At 51.3% G+C, this 19,239-nt stretch carries 14 protein-coding genes and 3 tRNA genes; 1 reads left to right on the top strand and 16 read right to left on the bottom strand.

The genetic code is table 11. The features are described 5' to 3' along the window. The first annotated feature begins 78 nt into the window (after window positions 1-78). Complete coding sequence (locus ABXT62_RS03240; RefSeq protein ID WP_415357108.1) at window positions 79-507, top strand: TM2 domain-containing protein; 429 nt, start codon at window positions 79-81, stop codon at window positions 505-507. Window positions 508-678: 171 nt separating this feature from the next. On the opposite strand, the gene tuf (ABXT62_RS03235) is transcribed toward ABXT62_RS03240, so the two are convergent. The 16 genes from tuf (ABXT62_RS03235) to ABXT62_RS03160 form a co-directional block, all read right to left on the bottom strand. After that, window positions 679-1,902: an elongation factor Tu gene (gene tuf / locus ABXT62_RS03235; RefSeq protein ID WP_415357096.1), complete on the bottom strand. Its 1,224-nt coding sequence runs from the start codon at window positions 1,900-1,902 to the stop codon at window positions 679-681. A 30-nt stretch (window positions 1,903-1,932) separates the two neighbouring features. Then, on the bottom strand, window positions 1,933-4,044 hold the full coding sequence (gene fusA / locus ABXT62_RS03230; RefSeq protein WP_415357107.1) for an elongation factor G: 2,112 nt from the start codon (window positions 4,042-4,044) through the stop codon (window positions 1,933-1,935). Window positions 4,045-4,083: 39 nt separating this feature from the next. Beyond that, complete coding sequence (gene rpsG / locus ABXT62_RS03225) at window positions 4,084-4,554, bottom strand: 30S ribosomal protein S7 (RefSeq protein ID WP_415357106.1); 471 nt, start codon at window positions 4,552-4,554, stop codon at window positions 4,084-4,086. A 111-nt stretch (window positions 4,555-4,665) separates the two neighbouring features. Further along, window positions 4,666-5,037, bottom strand: coding sequence for a 30S ribosomal protein S12 (gene rpsL, locus ABXT62_RS03220; RefSeq protein WP_415357105.1), 372 nt, complete (start codon window positions 5,035-5,037; stop codon window positions 4,666-4,668). Between the two features lie 323 nt (window positions 5,038-5,360). Continuing rightward, window positions 5,361-9,584 carry a DNA-directed RNA polymerase subunit beta' gene (gene rpoC, locus ABXT62_RS03215; protein WP_415357104.1) on the bottom strand — a complete coding sequence of 1,408 codons (4,224 nt, stop codon included), beginning with the start codon at window positions 9,582-9,584 and terminating at the stop codon, window positions 5,361-5,363. A gap of 84 nt (window positions 9,585-9,668) precedes the next feature. Continuing rightward, a complete protein-coding gene (rpoB, locus tag ABXT62_RS03210) occupies window positions 9,669-13,742 on the bottom strand; it encodes a DNA-directed RNA polymerase subunit beta (protein ID WP_415357103.1) in 4,074 nt (1,357 codons plus the stop codon). Window positions 13,743-13,937: 195 nt separating this feature from the next. After that, entirely contained in the window at window positions 13,938-14,318 is a 381-nt protein-coding gene (rplL, locus tag ABXT62_RS03205; RefSeq protein ID WP_415357102.1) for a 50S ribosomal protein L7/L12, read from the bottom strand. 46 nt (window positions 14,319-14,364) lie between these two features. Continuing rightward, window positions 14,365-14,895, bottom strand: a complete 531-nt coding sequence (rplJ, locus tag ABXT62_RS03200; RefSeq protein WP_415357101.1) for a 50S ribosomal protein L10 — start codon at window positions 14,893-14,895, stop codon at window positions 14,365-14,367. 370 nt (window positions 14,896-15,265) lie between these two features. Next, window positions 15,266-15,961, bottom strand: a complete 696-nt coding sequence (rplA, locus tag ABXT62_RS03195; RefSeq protein ID WP_415357100.1) for a 50S ribosomal protein L1 — start codon at window positions 15,959-15,961, stop codon at window positions 15,266-15,268. Window position 15,962: 1 nt separating this feature from the next. Beyond that, window positions 15,963-16,397, bottom strand: a complete 435-nt coding sequence (rplK, locus tag ABXT62_RS03190) for a 50S ribosomal protein L11 (RefSeq protein WP_415357099.1) — start codon at window positions 16,395-16,397, stop codon at window positions 15,963-15,965. Window positions 16,398-16,525: 128 nt separating this feature from the next. Next, a complete protein-coding gene (gene nusG / locus ABXT62_RS03185) occupies window positions 16,526-17,059 on the bottom strand; it encodes a transcription termination/antitermination protein NusG (protein WP_415357098.1) in 534 nt (177 codons plus the stop codon). A 21-nt stretch (window positions 17,060-17,080) separates the two neighbouring features. Next, the gene (gene secE / locus ABXT62_RS03180; RefSeq protein ID WP_415357097.1) at window positions 17,081-17,443 is read right to left on the bottom strand and encodes a preprotein translocase subunit SecE; all 363 of its coding nucleotides are present in this window, start codon (window positions 17,441-17,443) and stop codon (window positions 17,081-17,083) included. Window positions 17,444-17,501: 58 nt separating this feature from the next. Next, window positions 17,502-17,577 (bottom strand) — tRNA-Trp (locus ABXT62_RS03175). A 106-nt stretch (window positions 17,578-17,683) separates the two neighbouring features. After that, the gene (gene tuf, locus ABXT62_RS03170; protein WP_415357096.1) at window positions 17,684-18,907 is read right to left on the bottom strand and encodes an elongation factor Tu; all 1,224 of its coding nucleotides are present in this window, start codon (window positions 18,905-18,907) and stop codon (window positions 17,684-17,686) included. A 93-nt stretch (window positions 18,908-19,000) separates the two neighbouring features. Next, window positions 19,001-19,076 (bottom strand) — tRNA-Thr (locus ABXT62_RS03165). Window positions 19,077-19,092: 16 nt separating this feature from the next. After that, a tRNA-Gly gene (locus ABXT62_RS03160) sits at window positions 19,093-19,166 on the bottom strand. Window positions 19,167-19,239 lie beyond the last annotated feature (73 nt).

Below are 19,239 nucleotides of genomic sequence, written 5' to 3'. Positions count from 1 at the left end.
TGTGTATCCTCGACTTGACGTGTATGCCGGCAACGTCGAACATGGACGCCTGCGAAAGCTCTTTTTTAGGAAAAGGTCATGGAACAAGGTCAGCGCACACATTCAATGCTTCTAGGCTACCTATTATGGATATTTGGCTTTATTGGTGCACACCGCTTTTATTACGGGAAACAGATTACGGGTGTCATCTGGTTTTTCACCCTCGGGCTTTTCTTTATCGGCTGGTTCATCGATCTATTCCTGATTCCATCGATGGAGCGGGAGGCGGAACGCCGTTTTATCCCTGGGCCGGTCAATTACAACCTGACGTGGATATTGCTAACCTTTCTGGGTGTCTTCGGAGTCCATCGCTTTTATATGGGCAAAGTTTTTACCGGGTTGTTATACCTTGGGCTTACTTTGCTAGCAGTCGCCTTCCCACCTTTCGCCGTGATAGTGGCGATTGGCGTCCTCTACGATTTTCTTACGCTTAATGAGCAGCTTTCTGAGCTTAACCGCGGTTATTGAGCTGAGCGGAACTCTCTAGGGAGCAGCGGGAAGGCAGAGCTGCAACCATCAGAGCGCCCCTAGTGCAGCCAACAGCGCCAGCTCTCGCCACAATACCCAATAATAAAACGCTTCACCCACAAAAAAGCCCGGCAAATACCGGGCCCTTCGATTTAGCCTGTCATCAAGACATTACTCAATAATCTTAGCGACAACACCGGCGCCAACAGTACGGCCACCCTCACGAATCGCAAAACGAAGACCTTCTTCCATCGCAATCGGTGCCATTAACGTCGCAACCATCTGAACGTTATCACCCGGCATTACCATCTCAACACCCTCAGGCAACTCACACGCACCTGTCACATCCGTGGTACGGAAGTAAAACTGTGGTCGGTAACCCTTAAAGAATGGCGTATGACGGCCTCCCTCTTCCTTAGAGAGAATGTAAACCTCAGCCTCAAACATCGTGTGCGGATTGACAGAACCCGGCTTCGCCAGCACCTGACCACGCTGGACATCTTCGCGCTTAGTACCGCGCAGCAATACACCCACATTCTCGCCCGCACGCCCCTCATCGAGAAGCTTGCGAAACATCTCAACACCCGTACAGGTCGTCTTTTGAGTGTCGCGGATACCGATAATCTCGATCTCCTCACCCACCTTCACAATGCCACGCTCAACACGGCCAGTAACGACCGTACCACGGCCTGAAATAGAGAATACGTCCTCTACCGGCATCAGGAACGGCTGCTCAATCGCACGCACCGGCTCAGGAATGAACGAATCAAGCGTCTCAACCAAGGTCTTGACCGCAGTCACACCCAACTCATGGTCATCTTCCCCATTCAACGCCATCAGCGCAGAACCACAGATGATTGGCGTGTCGTCTCCCGGGAAATCATACTGGTCAAGAAGCTCACGTAGCTCCATTTCAACCAGTTCCTTCATCTCAGCAAATTCCTCAGACTCAGCACCGCCGCAGTCTTCTGCCAGCAAATCAGCCTTGTTCAAAAAGACAACAATGAACGGAACGCCGACCTGACGGGACAGCAAAATGTGCTCGCGCGTCTGTGGCATAGGGCCATCAGTCGCTCCACACACCAAAATCGCGCCATCCATCTGCGCCGCACCAGTAATCATGTTCTTGACATAGTCAGCGTGACCCGGGCAATCCACGTGAGCATAGTGACGCTCCGGCGAATTGTATTCCACGTGAGACGTCGAAATGGTGATACCGCGCGCCTTCTCTTCAGGGGCGTTATCAATACCGTCAAAACCGACAACCTGTCCACCCCAGGTGTCCGCACAGACCTTGGTCAGTGCCGCTGTCAGTGTTGTCTTGCCGTGGTCAACGTGACCAATGGTGCCAACGTTAACGTGGGGTTTACTACGCTCAAATGCTTCTTTTGACACTTTTATTCACCTCTGTGAGATAGCTCAATATCAGTTGGTTTGGTTTTTGGAAATAATTTCTTGCGCAATATTATTCGGAGCCTCTGCATACTTAGCAAATTCCATGGTGTAGGTCGCCCTACCCTGGGTCGCTGACCGCAGATCAGTTGCATAACCGAACATTTCCGCCAAGGGCACATCTGCGGTAATGACTTTGCCCATTGAGCTCTCGTCCATACCGCCAATAAGACCGCGACGACGGTTGAGGTCGCCGACCACGTCGCCCATGTTTTCCTCAGGTGTAACGACTTCAACCGCCATGATGGGCTCAAGTAGCACCGCACCACCATTTTGAGCTAATTTCTTGGTCGCCAGGGAAGCGGCAATCTTGAATGCCATTTCATTAGAATCCACATCGTGAAAAGACCCATCGAACAGTGTGGCTTTTAGCCCAAGCAGAGGGTAGCCCGCCAAGACCCCATTCTTCATCTGCTCTTCAATCCCTTTCTGAACGGCTGGAACGTACTCACGAGGAACGGTGCCACCGACGACCTCATTGACGAACTCTAGCCCTTCAGCGTTGCCATCTTCCGATGGCTCGAACCTGACCCAAACATGCCCGTACTGACCACGACCGCCAGACTGACGAACAAATTTACCTTCAATCTCCGACGTGTTGCGAATCGCCTCACGATAAGCGACCTGGGGCTTACCAATATTGGCCTCTACGCTAAATTCACGACGCATGCGGTCGACCAGAACGTCCAGGTGCAGTTCACCCATTCCAGAGATAATGGTCTGGCCAGACTCTTCATCGGTCCGAACCCGAAACGACGGATCCTCCTGAGCCAGCTTACCCAGCGCAACGCCCATCTTCTCCTGATCGGGCTTAGACTTCGGCTCAACCGCTACCGAAATCACCGGCTCAGGAAACACCATACGCTCAAGTACAATCGGCTTGTCCAAGTCACACAGCGTATCGCCAGTAGTCACATCTTTCAGGCCAATTGCAGCGGCAATGTCGCCCGCTCGTACTTCTTTGATTTCCTCACGGCTGTTGGCGTGCATTTGCACCATACGACCAACCCGCTCTTTTTTCTCTTTGACTGAGTTATAAATACCGGTACCGCTCTCCAGTTTTCCCGAATAAACACGGAAAAAAGTCAGTGTACCTACAAAAGGGTCTGTGGCTATCTTGAAAGCCAATGCCGCAAAGGGAGCATCGTCATCCGCTTCACGAACAGCAACCGTGCTGTCCTTATCTAGCAGGGTTCCCTGAATCGCCTTGACCTCAGTGGGAGACGGCATGTAGTCGATCACGGCGTCAAGCATTGCCTGAACACCTTTGTTCTTAAAGGCAGAACCACCCAGCACAGGGATAATTTCATTGGCTAGCGTGCGCGCCCGAATCCCTTGCTTGATTTCCTCCTCAGAGAGCTCTCCTCCGTCGAGGTACTTCTCCATGAACTCATCGTTGGCTTCTGCTGCCGCTTCAATCATGAACTCACGCATTTCTGCGACCTGCTCAACCATATCTTCCGGGACGTCTGCGTACTCAAAGCTCATACCTTGATCAGCTTCGCTCCAAAGGATGGCCTTGTTCTTCACGAGATCGATAACGCCCTTAAAGTCTTCCTCGGCGCCTATAGTCATTTGAATAGGCACTGCAACAGCGCCAAGCCGATCTCTAAGCTGACTCACCACCATATGGAAATCTGCGCCCGCACGATCCATCTTATTCACGAACACCATGCGCGGCACTTCATATTTATTTGCCTGCCGCCAAACTGTCTCAGTCTGAGGCTGTACGCCGGATGAACCACACAGTACGACTACAGCGCCATCTAGAACACGTAACGAACGCTCTACCTCAATAGTAAAGTCTACGTGCCCAGGCGTGTCGATGATATTAATACGATGGTCTTCAAACTGGGCATCCATACCCTTCCAAAAACAGGTTGTTGCGGCTGAAGTAATCGTAATACCGCGCTCTTGCTCCTGCTCCATCCAGTCCATGGTAGCTGCACCATCGTGCACCTCACCTATCTTGTGAGAAAGGCCAGTGTAAAATAATACGCGTTCAGTGGTGGTTGTTTTACCCGCGTCCACATGCGCGCAGATGCCAATATTACGATACCGGCTAATAGGAGTTTTACGTGCCACGATTAGATCCCCAATAATAAAGTTGTAGGGCGAAAAGAGTTAGAAACGGTAGTGCGAAAAAGCCTTGTTAGCTTCTGCCATACGGTGCACATCTTCACGCTTCTTCACGGCATTACCTTTGCCCTGAGACGCATCGATGATTTCCCCGGCAAGGCGCTGGCGCATGGACTTCTCACCACGCTTACGCGCGTACTCCACCAACCAACGCATAGCCAATGCGACTCTACGAGACGTACGAACTTCGACGGGGACCTGATAGGTAGCACCACCCACACGGCGAGCTTTTACTTCCACCATAGGTGCAATATTTTCTAGTGCTTCATCGAATGCTTCTATAGGATCTTTATTCAGACGTTCCTGAACGATTGTCAAAGCACCATATACGATGGTCTCCGCAACAGATTTTTTTCCACTTTCCATGACGTGGTTCATAAATTTTGCCAGAGTCACGTTGCCGAATTTCGGATCCGGCAGTATTTCTCGCTTGGCAACTATTCGTCTTCTAGGCATGCTATATACTCTCTCTTCAGGTTACCCGAACACCAACCTGCAACAAATGCGGGGGAGGCAGAGGTTCGGCCTTACTTATATCGTTAGTGTCGTTACGCTCGTAAAGCTCGATTACTTGGGTCGCTTGGTGCCATACTTGGAGCGACCGTTGCGACGGTTAGCGACTCCAGAGGTATCCAAGCTGCCACGTACCGTGTGATAACGCACACCCGGTAAGTCTTTTACGCGGCCACCGCGAATCAATACCACACTGTGCTCCTGCAAGTTGTGGCCCTCACCGCCGATATATGAGGAAACCTCATAACCATTAGTCAGACGCACACGGCAAACCTTGCGCAGTGCAGAATTTGGCTTCTTCGGTGTAGTAGTATAAACGCGGGTGCAGACGCCACGGCGCTGCGGACAGCTCTGCAAAGCAGGCACACCACTCTTCTCTACTTTCCGTTTCCGAGGCTTACGAACCAATTGGTTGACCGTTGCCATCTATTTAAAACTCCAAATATAGTTACTTCTCATGACCGTTATGGCCGACCTCAAGTCCTGCAAAGGACATCCTGTCAACTAAATCTCTAGTCCGCAGGAACCCACCTCCAGAAAGAGGAGGCGGCATTCTATAGACGCTGCGTATAGGAGTCAACCCGCTCAGGGCAGGCGACCGATTCCACGAAATTCGCGAACTACACAGCGTCAATCAACTAACAAACTAGACCCGCAGCCTACAATTTAGACCAGTCGTGCCGCTTAATACAATTAAAGGGGCTGAGAACTGCCGCTCTCCTCCCCGTCACATTAGGTGACTCACTTCGTTAATCGTCAGCCTGAAGCGCTTCTGTCAACGCGGCTTCGATTTCCTGAGCTGACACCATTATCTTGTTCTCATCCTCACTGGCGCGCACACGCTTTCGCTCGGCGTGATAGGCCAGTCCTGTACCCGCTGGAATAAGACGCCCGACGACCACGTTCTCCTTAAGACCTCGCAAGTAATCACGCTTGCCAGTAACCGCCGCTTCTGTGAGGACACGGGTCGTCTCCTGAAAAGAGGCTGCGGAGATGAAGCTTTCGGTTGCAAGGGATGACTTGGTGATACCCAGGAGCTCTCGCTCACCCGCAGCAGGCACCAAGTTTGCGGCCATCAAGCGCTCGTTCTCTTCAAGTAGAGCCGTATATTCCACCTGCTCTCCCTTAATCAAGTTCGAATCCCCAGAAGAGGTGATAATCACTTTACGCAACATCTGACGAACAATAACTTCAATGTGCTTATCGTTAATCTTTACACCCTGCAAACGATAGACTTCCTGTATCTCATTGACGATGTACTTGGCCAGTTCTTTAATGCCTTTCAGGCGCAGGATGTCATGCGGGCTAGGAGCACCTTCGGAGACAACTTCACCCTTCTCTACGTTCTCACCCTCAAACACAGACATAACACGCCACTTGGGGATCAGAGCTTCATAGTGATCTGAACCGTCTACCAACGTCTCGCCTTGGGTCGGCGTAATCACTAGACGCCGCTTGCCTTTGGTTTCCTTACCAAAACTGACAGTCCCTGAAATCTCTGCCAAGATCGCCGGTTCCTTAGGTTTACGTGCCTCGAACAGGTCAGCAACACGCGGTAGACCACCGGTAATATCACGAGTTTTGGAACTCTCCTGCGGGATACGGGCAATGATATCGCCAGTGTTTATCTTGGCACCGTTCTCTATGCTGACCTGAGCATCAGGCGGCAGGAAGTAGTGGGCTGGCACATTGGTATTGGCCAGACAAAGCTCCTTGCCCTTACCGTCTACCAGAGTAATAGCCGGACGAATATCCTTACCAGCAAGAGGACGCTCTCCAGCATCCATGACAGAGATACTGGACAGACCAGTTAATTCATCTGTCTGACGCCTAATAGTAATGCCCTCTTCCATGCCGCTGAACTTGATCGTTCCAGCCACCTCGGTAATGATCGGGTGAGTGTGGGGGTCCCAGCTGGCAACCCTTGAGCCCTTGCTCACTTCTTGGTTATCCTTGACCTTCAACAGAGCACCGTAGGGAAGCTTATATCGCTCACGCTCACGACCACGAACATCCAGCACCGACAGCTCACCTGAACGACTAACAGCAACCAAATCACCATCGATTCGCTCAACAGTCTTCAAATTGTGCAACCGCACGACTCCATCGTTCATAACCTCGATGTTGTCCTGTGCGGTCGCTCTTGACGCTGCGCCACCGATGTGGAAGGTACGCATAGTCAGCTGAGTCCCTGGCTCACCAATGGACTGCGCAGCCACAACACCGACTGCTTCACCCATGTTGATTCGATGCCCACGCGCCAAATCTCTACCATAACAGGCTGAACAAATACCGTGACGAGTTTCACAGGTGATCGGAGACCGAACCTCAATTTCGTCAATACCCATTTCTTCGAGTCGCTTAATCCATAACTCATCAAGCATGGTGCCAGCAGTGATAGCAATCTCATCCTCAGTACCAGGCCTTATCACATCTTTTACGACAAGACGCCCCAAGACACGATCACCCAATGACTCGATGATGTCGCCACCGTCAATAACGGGTGCCATTAACAAACCATAGCTAGTGCCACAGTCTTCCTCCGTCACTACCAGATCCTGCGCAACATCGACCAAACGACGCGTCAGATATCCTGAGTTAGCCGTCTTGAGCGCCGTATCAGCCAATCCCTTACGTGCACCGTGGGTAGAAATAAAGTACTGCAATACATTAAGGCCTTCACGGAAGTTGGCAGTAATCGGTGTCTCAATAATCGAGCCATCCGGCTTGGCCATCAGACCACGCATACCGGCCAGCTGACGGATCTGGGCGGGTGAACCCCGTGCCCCCGAGTCTGCGTAAATATACACGGAGTTAAAGGAAGCCTGCTGCTCCTCCTTTCCTTCGCGATTGATCACTGGCTCCATGGAAAGGCCTTCCATCATCGCCTTAGACACCAAGTCATTCGCACGAGACCAGATATCGATCACCTTGTTATACTTCTCACCCTGAGTTACTAGGCCTGCAGCATACTGATTCTCAATCTCCTTCACCTCAGCGTCGGCGCGATCGATCAGGGCGACCTTCTCTTCCGGAATAACGAAGTCATTCACACCAATCGATGCACCAGAGCGCGTCGAATACTCGTAGCCTGTGTACATTAGTTGGTCAGCAAAGATCACCGTGGCCTTCAAGCCAACCATGCGATAACACTGATTGATCACTTTAGAAATCGCTTTCTTCACCATATTCTGGTTGACCATGGCAAACGCTATTCCAGCAGGCACAATTTCCCACAAGAGAGCGCGACCCACTGTCGTATCCGCAATAAAGGTCTTTTCATTCGTTTCGCCTTCGTCGGTCTTCTCCACCTCATGAATGCGCACCTTTACACGGGCATGTAGGTTGACATGCCCGCCAACGAAAGCGCGATGCACTTCAGAGATATTGGCGAAAACCATCCCCTCGCCCTTAGCATTCACACGCTCCCGCGTCATGTAGTAAAGCCCAAGAACCACGTCTTGTGAGGGCACAATAATGGGCTCTCCGCTTGCTGGAGATAGTATGTTGTTGGTGGACATCATCAAAGCGCGCGCTTCAAGTTGCGCTTCGATAGTCAGCGGAACGTGCACCGCCATTTGGTCCCCGTCAAAGTCAGCGTTGTAAGCAGCACACACCAGTGGATGCAGCTGAATCGCTTTACCCTCGATAAGCACTGGCTCGAAGGCTTGAATGCCCAATCGGTGCAATGTCGGAGCCCGGTTCAATAGGACGGGGTGCTCTCGAATGACTTCAGCGAGAATATCCCAAACTTCTGGAGGCTCCCGCTCCACCATCTTCTTGGCGGCTTTAATTGTCGTCGCTAAACCACGTGCTTCCAGTTTGCCGAAAATAAACGGCTTGAACAATTCAAGGGCCATCTTCTTGGGAAGGCCACATTGATGCAATCGGAGAGTTGGACCTACCACGATGACAGAACGACCAGAATAATCTACTCGCTTACCCAACAGGTTCTGACGAAAACGACCCTGCTTACCCTTGATCATATCTGCGAGAGATTTCAACGGTCGTTTGTTCGACCCAGTAATCGCGCGACCACGACGCCCGTTATCGAGAAGTGCATCTACAGATTCCTGCAACATTCGCTTCTCATTACGCACAATGATGTCAGGCGCATTAAGATCGAGCAGACGCTTCAATCGGTTATTCCTGTTTATGACACGGCGGTACAAGTCGTTCAAATCAGACGTCGCAAATCGACCGCCGTCCAGTGGCACCAGCGGACGCAAATCCGGCGGAAGTACCGGAAGCACATTCAACACCATCCACTGGGGCTTATTACCAGAGCCGGCGAAGGCTTCCATTAGCTTAAGGCGCTTGGACAACTTCTTGATCTTAGTCTCTGAATTGGTGATGGGGATCTCTTCACGCAGGGTCGCAATTTCGTGTTTTAGATCCAACTGCATCATGAGGTCTTGGATAGCCTCTGCACCCATTTTGGCGGAGAACTCATCACCAAATTCTTCCATAGCCTCATAGTACTGTTCATCAGACAGCAACTGGCTCTGCTCCAACGTTGTCATCCCCGGCTCGGTCACCACATAGGATTCAAAGTAGAGTACGCGCTCGATATCCCGCAATGTCATATCCAGCAACAGACCGATGCGTGACGGCAGTGACTTCAAGAACCAAATATGCGCTACAGGACTAGCCAGCTCAATATGGCCCATGCGTTGACGGCGAACATTGGCTAGCGCAACCTCCACACCGCATTTCTCACAAATAACACCACGGTGCTTGAGGCGCTTATACTTGCCGCACAAACATTCATAGTCTTTCACTGGGCCAAAAATTTTGGCACAAAACAGGCCGTCCCGTTCTGGCTTAAAAGTACGGTAATTAATAGTCTCAGGCTTTTTCACTTCGCCAAATGACCAGGAGCGAATCAGCTCCGGTGATGCCAAGCCAATACGAATAGAGTCGAAATCGTCGTTTTGTCCCTGGGACTTTAATAGATTAAGTAAGTCTTTCAAGGCGTTTCCTCCGCGAGTTTTTCACTTCCAGGCGGTGCATGGAAAATCCAATACACCGCCACCAAGTACAATAGGTATGTTTTTTTAATCGTTCTCGAGATCGATATCGATAGCCAGAGAGCGTATTTCCTTAACCAACACATTAAAAGACTCGGGCATGCCCGGCTCCATACGATGGTCACCATCAACAATATTCTTGTACATTTTCGTCCGCCCGGCGATGTCATCAGACTTGACCGTCAGCATCTCTTGCAACGTGTAAGCCGCACCGTAAGCTTCCAATGCCCAGACTTCCATCTCCCCAAAACGCTGGCCGCCAAACTGTGCTTTACCACCTAACGGTTGCTGCGTAACCAGACTATACGACCCAGTTGATCGGGCATGCATTTTGTCATCCACCAGGTGATTCAGCTTCAACATATACATGTACCCAACTGTCACAGGTCGCTCGAAGGCCTCGCCACTGCGGCCATCATACAAAGTGAACTGGCCACTTTCAGGGAGGTCCGCCAACTTCAGCAATCGTTTGATAGAGTCCTCTGCCGCGCCATCAAAAACCGGAGTGGCCATAGGGACACCCTGTGAAAGGTTGGCTGCCAACTCCATTACGTCGGTATCACTGAAGGACTTGATGTCCTCAATACGACCATCGCCATTGTTATAGATAGCTTCAAGGAACTTACGTACCTCTGACACCTTTTGCTGCTCTTTAATCATGGCATTGATTTTGTCACCCAGGCCCTTGGCAGCCATGCCAAGGTGAGTTTCCAAGATCTGACCTACGTTCATTCGCGAGGGCACACCCAATGGGTTCAGTACAATATCGACCGGCTCCCCGTTCTCGTCATAAGGCATATCTTCCACCGGCATAATCACCGAGATCACGCCCTTGTTACCATGACGTCCGGCCATTTTATCACCCGGCTGGATGCGGCGTTTTATCGCCAAGTAGACCTTAACAATCTTCAGCACACCAGGCGCCAGGTCGTCGCCACTTTGCAACTTGCCCCTTTTGTCCTCAAAGCGATCTTCAAGAAGTTTGTTTTGTTCTTCCAACTGCCGTTCAGCCGATACTAGAGCATCATTCGCCTTGGCGTCTGACAGCTTCAACTTGAACCATTGGTCTCGATCCAATTCGGCTAACATCGCAGGCGTTAGAGTCGTTCCCTTGCTAAAGCCGCCACCGCTAACCGTGCTCTTACCCTTGAGAGTACTTCCCAAGTGAGCAAAGATAGCTTCCTCGAAGATCCGGTATTCTTCTTTCAGATCTTTACGGTATTGGTCTAATTGGTGCTTCTCGATCTGCAGCGCGCGGGCATCTTTCTCTAAGCCATCTCGCGTAAAGACCTGAACGTCTATTACGGTCCCTTTAGCGCTGGTCGGAACGCGTAGTGACGTATCTTTGACGTCAGACGCTTTCTCACCAAAAATGGCACGCAGAAGCTTTTCTTCGGGAGTCAGTTGGGTCTCGCCCTTAGGCGTGACCTTTCCGACCAGAATATCGCCCGCCTCAACCTCGGCACCGATATAAACAATACCGGACTCATCCAGCTTAGACAGAGCGCCCTCACCGACGTTGGGTATGTCACCCGAAATCTCTTCGGATCCCAGCTTGGTATCACGAGCGATGCAGGTAAGTTCCTGTATATGAATGGTGGTAAAGCGATCTTCTTTTACCACTCGCTCACTGACCAGTATCGAGTCTTCAAAGTTGTAGCCATTCCAGGGCATAAATGCGATTCGCATATTCTGTCCCAGCGCAAGCTCACCCAGATCTATGGAAGGACCATCGGCGAGAATGTCGCCACGCTCGATCGCATCACCCTCTTTTACGATAGGGCGCTGGTTAATGCAGGTGTTCTGATTCGACCGCGTGTACTTGGTCAGGTTGTAGATATCAACCGGCGCCTCATCAACACCAACGTCCTTTTGATTAACACGAACCACAATACGGCTAGCGTCCGCAGAGTCGATGACTCCAGACCGCTCTGCGACCATGCAAACACCGGAGTCCGTTGCGACATAGCGCTCCATCCCTGTTCCGACAAGGGGCTTGTCAGCCACAAGCGTTGGCACAGCTTGACGCTGCATGTTAGACCCCATAAGGGCACGGTTAGCATCGTCGTGCTCCAAAAACGGAATCAGAGCCGCTGCCACTGAAACGACCTGCTTAGGCGACACATCCATATAGCCCACACGCTCTGGCGGCATTACAGTGAACTCGCTCATGTGACGAACCGCAATCAGCTCGTCCACAAACTTCATGTTCTTGTCCAGCGTCGCCGACGCCTGTGCAATAACATGCTCAGCCTCATTAATCGCGGACAAAAACTCGATATCATCAGTAACCTTACCCTTAACTACCTTACGATAGGGCGTTTCAAGAAACCCATAATCGTTGGTGCGTGCATAGGTCGCCAGAGAGTTGATGAGACCAATGTTCGGGCCCTCCGGTGTTTCAATAGGGCACACACGACCATAGTGGGTCGGATGCACATCGCGTACTTCGAATCCGGCACGCTCGCGCGTCAAACCACCTGGCCCAAGTGCAGATACACGCCGTTTGTGTGTCACTTCTGACAAGGGGTTGTTCTGGTCCATAAACTGAGACAACTGACTAGAGCCAAAAAACTCTTTAACGGCAGCAGAAACAGGCTTGGCATTGATAAGGTCCTGCGGCATGAGGCCCTCGCTCTCTGCCATAGATAAACGCTCTTTTACCGCGCGCTCAACTCGCACCAGACCGACTCGGAACTGGTTCTCTGCCATTTCTCCCACACTGCGAACCCGACGGTTACCGAGATGATCAATGTCATCGACCATGCCTCTACCATTGCGAATGCCTACCAGAGTCTTCAGAACCTCTACAATATCGATTCGATCAAGCACTCCGCTTCCGATAACTTCCTCTCGACCAAGGCGGCGATTGAATTTCATGCGGCCAACAGCGGACAGGTCATAACGGTCGGCAGAAAAGAACAGATTCTGAAAGAGATTTTCAGCAGACTCCTTCGTTGGCGGCTCTCCTGGGCGCATCATGCGGTAAATCTCAACCAGAGCTTCCAGCTGGTTTCGGGTAGAGTCCTGACGCAAAGTGTCTGAGATAAAAGAACCACAATCGAGCTCATTGGTATATAAGGTTTTAATCTTGGTGACACCAACCTCTGTTAACTTCTCCATGACCTCTGCAGTGATTTCAGTATTGCACTCGACAACTACCTCTCCCGTTTTCTTATCGATGACATTTTCAGCCAAAGACCGGCCAAACAAATAGTCTTCAGGAATCTCAAGGGACTTTATTTTCGCCTCTTCAAGCTCACGAATATGGCGCGCAGTAACGCGACGTCCTTGCTCAACGATGAGTTTTTTTCCAGACTTAATATCGAATGCCGCCACATCGCCGCGCAAGCGCTCGGGGATCAGCGCCATTGTATACTTACCGCTCTTGGAGACAGTGAACACATTGGTGTCGTAGAACATCTCTAAGATTTCTTCGGCCTCATAGCCGAGTGCGCGCAGCAAAATTGTCGCCGGGAGTTTGCGGCGACGATCAATACGAACAAACACAAGATCCTTAGGATCGAACTCAAAATCAAGCCATGAACCACGATAAGGAATCACCCTGGCTGAGTACAGTAGCTTGCCTGATGAGTGGGTCTTACCCTTGTCATGATCAAAGAACACACCAGGAGAACGGTGCAACTGAGAGACAATGACTCGCTCGGTACCATTGATAACGAAAGTACCGTTGTCGGTCATCAGAGGGATTTCCCCCATATAGACTTCCTGTTCCTTGATGTCCTTGATGGTCTTGTTAGACGACTCTTTGTCGTAAATGATCAACCGGACCTTTACGCGCAATGAGCATGAGTAGGTTACGCCACGCGATTGGCACTCGCTCACGTCAAAGACAGGCTTGCCCAATCGGTAATCGACATATTCCAGTGCTGCGTTCCCACTGTAGCTGACGATAGGAAACACTGACTTGAAAGCAGCGTGCAAACCGTAATCGCCCCGCGCATCAAGGGCAACACCCTGCTGGGTGAATTTCCGGTAAGAGTCCATTTGGATCGCAAGCAGATAAGGTACATCCATTACCTTCGGCAAAACGCCGAAATCTTTGCGAATACGTTTTTTCTCAGTGTACGAGTATGCCATCAGTACTCCCCAGCGTGATTAACTTTTCATTGCCTTATCGGACAATTAACTAGCTCTTAAAAGAACTAAAATAAGGTTGCTGCACAGTCTGCACCAACCCTAAAAAATTTTCATTTCTTGAAGTGGGAAAAGGCCGGCGAGCACCGCGCTCACCAGCCTTGGCCATATCCAGCCTAAGCCAGACTCTTCTCAACCTTACTTGAGTTCAGCAGAACCGCCGGCTTCTTCAAGTTGCTTTTTGACTTCCTCAGCTTCCGCCTTGGGAGCACCTTCCTTGATGCTGGAGGGCGCGTTGTCAACCAAGCCCTTGGCTTCTTTCAAGCCCAGGCCGGTAATCGCACGAACGACCTTGATAACGTTTACTTTCTTCTCACCAGCTGCGGTGAGAATAACGTCAAACTCAGTCTGCTCTTCTTCAGCAGCGCCAGCGTCTCCGCCTGAGGCGGCCGGCGCAGCGGCTACAGCTGCTGCTGCAGTAACGCCAAACTTCTCTTCCATTGCTTCGATGAGCGACACGATGTCCATGACGCTCATATCGGCAACTGCATTCAAAATATCATCTTTAGACAGAGCCATGACTCATATCTCCTATTTAGCTGATTAGTTATCCACAAACAGAGGCTTACGCCGCTGTCTCTTTCTGATCGCGTACTGCTGCGAGTGTGCGAACCAGTTTCCCAGGTACTTCGTTCATTGTCTGGACCAGCTTTGTTACCGGCGCCTTCATAACACTCATCAAAATTGAGAGTGCCTGATCACGCGTAGGCAACTTAGCCAGAACATCCAACTGATCTGCACCCAGCATCTGGCCACTTACCGCCAATGCTTTTACTTCAAAGTCTTTATTTGCTTTCGCAAAGTCTTTGAAAATTCGAGCTGCTGCGCCTGGATCTTCCATTGAAAATCCGAACAGGGAGGGACCGGAGAGAATGTCGTTGACACACTCGTACTCGGTCCCTGCCAGCGCCCGCTTAGCCAGGGTGTTCCGCACGACACGGAGAGTCACCTGGTTTTCACGCGCTTTTTGGCGCAATGCCGTCATTCCATCCACAGTCACGCCACGTGAGTCGGCGATAATCAGGGACAGTGCACTGGTGGCAGTCTCGTTAACTTCAGCTACGATCGCTTTCTTGTCTTCGAGTCCTATTGCCACTGGAGTTACTCCTGGATTGCTAAGTTTGTACCGCCCTAAAACAATAATATTGCTTCTGGCCGGCACATTTAAATGTCGACAATTCTATGTCAACACTGCTTGTGCGTGGTGAACATGTTCACCATCTGCGTAGGCTATGGCGCGCCCCGAAAGACTTGCCGTGATTAAGCCGCCACTGAAGGACTACTTCGGCTTTGGCACCTACGGTCTTTGATGGCCTTCAGTTCTCAGCTAAATGGGTTAAACGCCCGGCGCCTTGTCTAAAGACCTCAAAGTGGACTGGATCGAATCCGTAGATATCGATGCCAATCTACAACACCCTCCTTCCCTGAAGGGTTTTGAGGAACCGCCCCTTGTGAGGGCGACTCGATCAACTCTCTACCGACACCTGATCGATAGTAATGCCCGGACCCATCGTGGTACTCAGGCTAATTTTTTTAATGTAGACACCTTTCGATGAGGCAGGCTTAGCCTTCTTCAAATCAGACATCAATGCTGCCAGATTGCCGTGAATGGCTTCCAGCTCGAAATTAATCTTACCTATACCACCGTGAATGATGCCGTTCTTGTCTGTGCGGTAACGCACCTGACCCGCTTTCGCATTCTTCACTGCGGTTTCAACATCAGGCGTTACCGTGCCAGTCTTGGGGTTTGGCATCAGGCCACGTGGACCCAGGACCTGACCTAATTGACCCACCACTCGCATGGCATCCGGAGAGGCAATGACAACATCAAAGTCCATCATGCCACCCTTGATTTGCTCTGCCAGATCTTCCATACCGACCAGATCAGCGCCAGCGGCTTTAGCTTTTTCGACCGCATCACCCTGAGCGAAAACAGCGACACGAACATCAGAACCAGTCCCGAAAGGCAGGGTAGTTGCACCGCGCACAGCCTGGTCTGACTTACGGGAATCGATACCCAGATTCACTGCAACCTCAACCGTCTCGTTGAACTTAACGGTGGATAATTCCTTCAGGAATTTAACCGCCACATCAAGTGGGTAGGCCTTCTGAGGGTCAATTTTTTCTTTAAATAGTCGAACGCGTTTGGACATTTTGGCCATCTTACTTCACCCCTTCTACGTCAATACCGGCGGAACGGGCACTGCCAGCAATGGTACGCACGGCGGCGTCCATGTCAGCGGCAGTGAGGTCAGGCCACTTCATCGTAGCCACCTCCTCCAACTGCGCACGGTTCACCTTCCCCACTTTATGGGTGTTAGGCGTACCGGAACCCTTTTTAAGATTGGCAAGCTTCAACAGCAATACGGAAGCCGGTGGCGTTTTCTTAATAAAAGTAAATGAGCGGTCAGCATAGACCGTAATCACGACTGGAATTGGGAGACCGGGCTCCATGCTTTGGGTCTCAGCGTTGAACGCCTTACAAAATTCCATAATATTCACGCCGTGCTGGCCCAATGCTGGCCCTACAGGGGGACTAGGGTTCGCCTGGCCGGCCTTCACCTGCAGCTTTATATAAGCCTGAACTTTTTTAGCCATATCTTTTCTCCCGGGTACAATCGCTGTTTGGGCCGTTTGGGCCTACTAGAGCTCCCCATAAAGGCAGCTGTGCCGCCATTTGATAAAGAGGATGATTACCCACCATCCCCGCACAATTACATTTTCAATCAGGCCTTCTCTACCTGACTAAATTCGAGCTCCACCGGAGTGGACCGCCCAAATATCAATACCGCTACATTGAGACGGCTCTTCTCGTAGTTAACATCCTCGACGACACCGTTGAAGTCATTAAAGGGGCCATCAACAACCCGCACCATCTCTCCAGGCTCAAACAGCGTCTTGGGCCGAGGTGCTTCCACCCCATCTTCCACTCGCTGCAGTATTGCCGCTACTTCCTTCTCGGTAATCGGGGCAGGGGCGTCTGCCTTACCACCAATGAATCCAAGAACTCGAGGCGTTTCCTTTACCAGGTGCCAGGTATCATCGCCCAGCTCCATCTGAACCAGCACATAGCCAGGAAAGAACTTGCGCTCACTACGCCTTTTCTGTCCACCGCGCATTTCCACGATTTCTTCGGTAGGCACTAGCACATCTCCAAAGCGATCCTGCATATGATGCAGTTCGATACGCTCCTTTAGCGCCGCGGCAACCTTATTCTCATATCCCGAATAGGCATGAATTACATACCAGCGCATTGCCATCAGTTAACCCTTATTTCGTTGTTAAGCAATTGCACGTGACACCAGCCAGCTCAGGAATGCGTCTAAACCCCAGAGCAACAACGCCACCAGCAACACAAATGCCACCACTATCATGGTGGTTTGCACTGTTTCCTGCCTTGTAGGCCAGACAACCTTGCGTATTTCCGTTCTTGATCCTTTCACCAACGCCCAGAAAGCGACACCTTTAGCCGTCTGCAAAGCGACCATGCCAGCTACCGCGGCAATAGCAAGAATACCCAACACACGGTACAGCAGCGACTGGTCTGAGTAGTAGCTATTGCCGACCACTGCCACAGCAATCAGGGCAATTACGACGACCCACTTGACCGTGTCAAACCTATTCGCCGTTGTTTCCTCACTCATCAAATCAACCTTGTCACATTAGACAGCGCCCCACTCGGGCGCAGTACCCGCCAATAAATGGCAGGCCAGGAGGGAATCGAACCCCCAACCTGCGGTTTTGGAGACCGCTGCTCTGCCAATTGAGCTACTGGCCTAAACCTTACGCTGAGACAACTAAGCCGAACTGCTCATTCAAGCGGTTCGGCTTAGTTGCGGAGAGGGCAAATTTCAGATCTGCCCCCCGACTGCCCAGGCAGTCGTTTACTCAATAATCTTGGCGACAACACCGGCGCCAACAGTACGGCCACCCTCACGAATCGCAAAACGAAGACCTTCTTCCATCGCAATCGGTGCCATTAACGTCGCAACCATCTGAACGTTATCACCCGGCATTACCATCTCAACACCCTCAGGCAACTCACACGCACCTGTCACATCCGTGGTACGGAAGTAAAACTGTGGTCGGTAACCCTTAAAGAATGGCGTATGACGGCCTCCCTCTTCCTTAGAGAGAATGTAAACCTCAGCCTCAAACATCGTGTGCGGATTGACAGAACCCGGCTTCGCCAGCACCTGACCACGCTGGACATCTTCGCGCTTAGTACCGCGCAGCAATACACCCACATTCTCGCCCGCACGCCCCTCATCGAGAAGCTTGCGAAACATCTCAACACCCGTACAGGTCGTCTTTTGAGTGTCGCGGATACCGATAATCTCGATCTCCTCACCCACCTTCACAATGCCACGCTCAACACGGCCAGTAACGACCGTACCACGGCCTGAAATAGAGAATACGTCCTCTACCGGCATCAGGAACGGCTGCTCAATCGCACGCACCGGCTCAGGAATGAACGAATCAAGCGTCTCAACCAAGGTCTTGACCGCAGTCACACCCAACTCATGGTCATCTTCCCCATTCAACGCCATCAGCGCAGAACCACAGATGATTGGCGTGTCGTCTCCCGGGAAATCATACTGGTCAAGAAGCTCACGTAGCTCCATTTCAACCAGTTCCTTCATCTCAGCAAATTCCTCAGACTCAGCACCGCCGCAGTCTTCTGCCAGCAAATCAGCCTTGTTCAAAAAGACAACAATGAACGGAACGCCGACCTGACGGGACAGCAAAATGTGCTCGCGCGTCTGTGGCATAGGGCCATCAGTCGCTCCACACACCAAAATCGCGCCATCCATCTGCGCCGCACCAGTAATCATGTTCTTGACATAGTCAGCGTGACCCGGGCAATCCACGTGAGCATAGTGACGCTCCGGCGAATTGTATTCCACGTGAGACGTCGAAATGGTGATACCGCGCGCCTTCTCTTCAGGGGCGTTATCAATACCGTCAAAACCGACAACCTGTCCACCCCAGGTGTCCGCACAGACCTTGGTCAGTGCCGCTGTCAGTGTTGTCTTGCCGTGGTCAACGTGACCAATGGTGCCAACGTTAACGTGGGGTTTACTACGCTCAAATGCTTCTTTTGACATTACAACAGTCTCCTATAAACACCGGATATCGCCTTTCGGTCGAACCACCTAAATAAAAATAAATTCAATAATTACAACCAGCTGCGCCAATACTGGAGCTCATAACCGGATTCGAACCGGTGACCTCTTCCTTACCAAGGAAGTGCTCTACCGACTGAGCTATATGAGCGCATCCTTCCCAACTTTGGAGCGGGTAGTGGGAATCGAACCCACCTATTCAGCTTGGAAGGCTGACGTTCTACCAATGAACTATACCCGCCAATCACCTTCTCAAACCCTTCATCAAATGACCTTGAAACACTCGGCTGGCCTAGCCCCGACGTCCCTAGCTC

The organism is Halioglobus sp. Uisw_031, from assembly GCF_047729875.1.
Lineage (GTDB): Bacteria > Pseudomonadota > Gammaproteobacteria > Pseudomonadales > Halieaceae > Marimicrobium.
The sequence above is the reverse complement of the archived record's forward strand: the minus strand, read 5'-3'. Positions and strand labels throughout refer to the sequence as shown.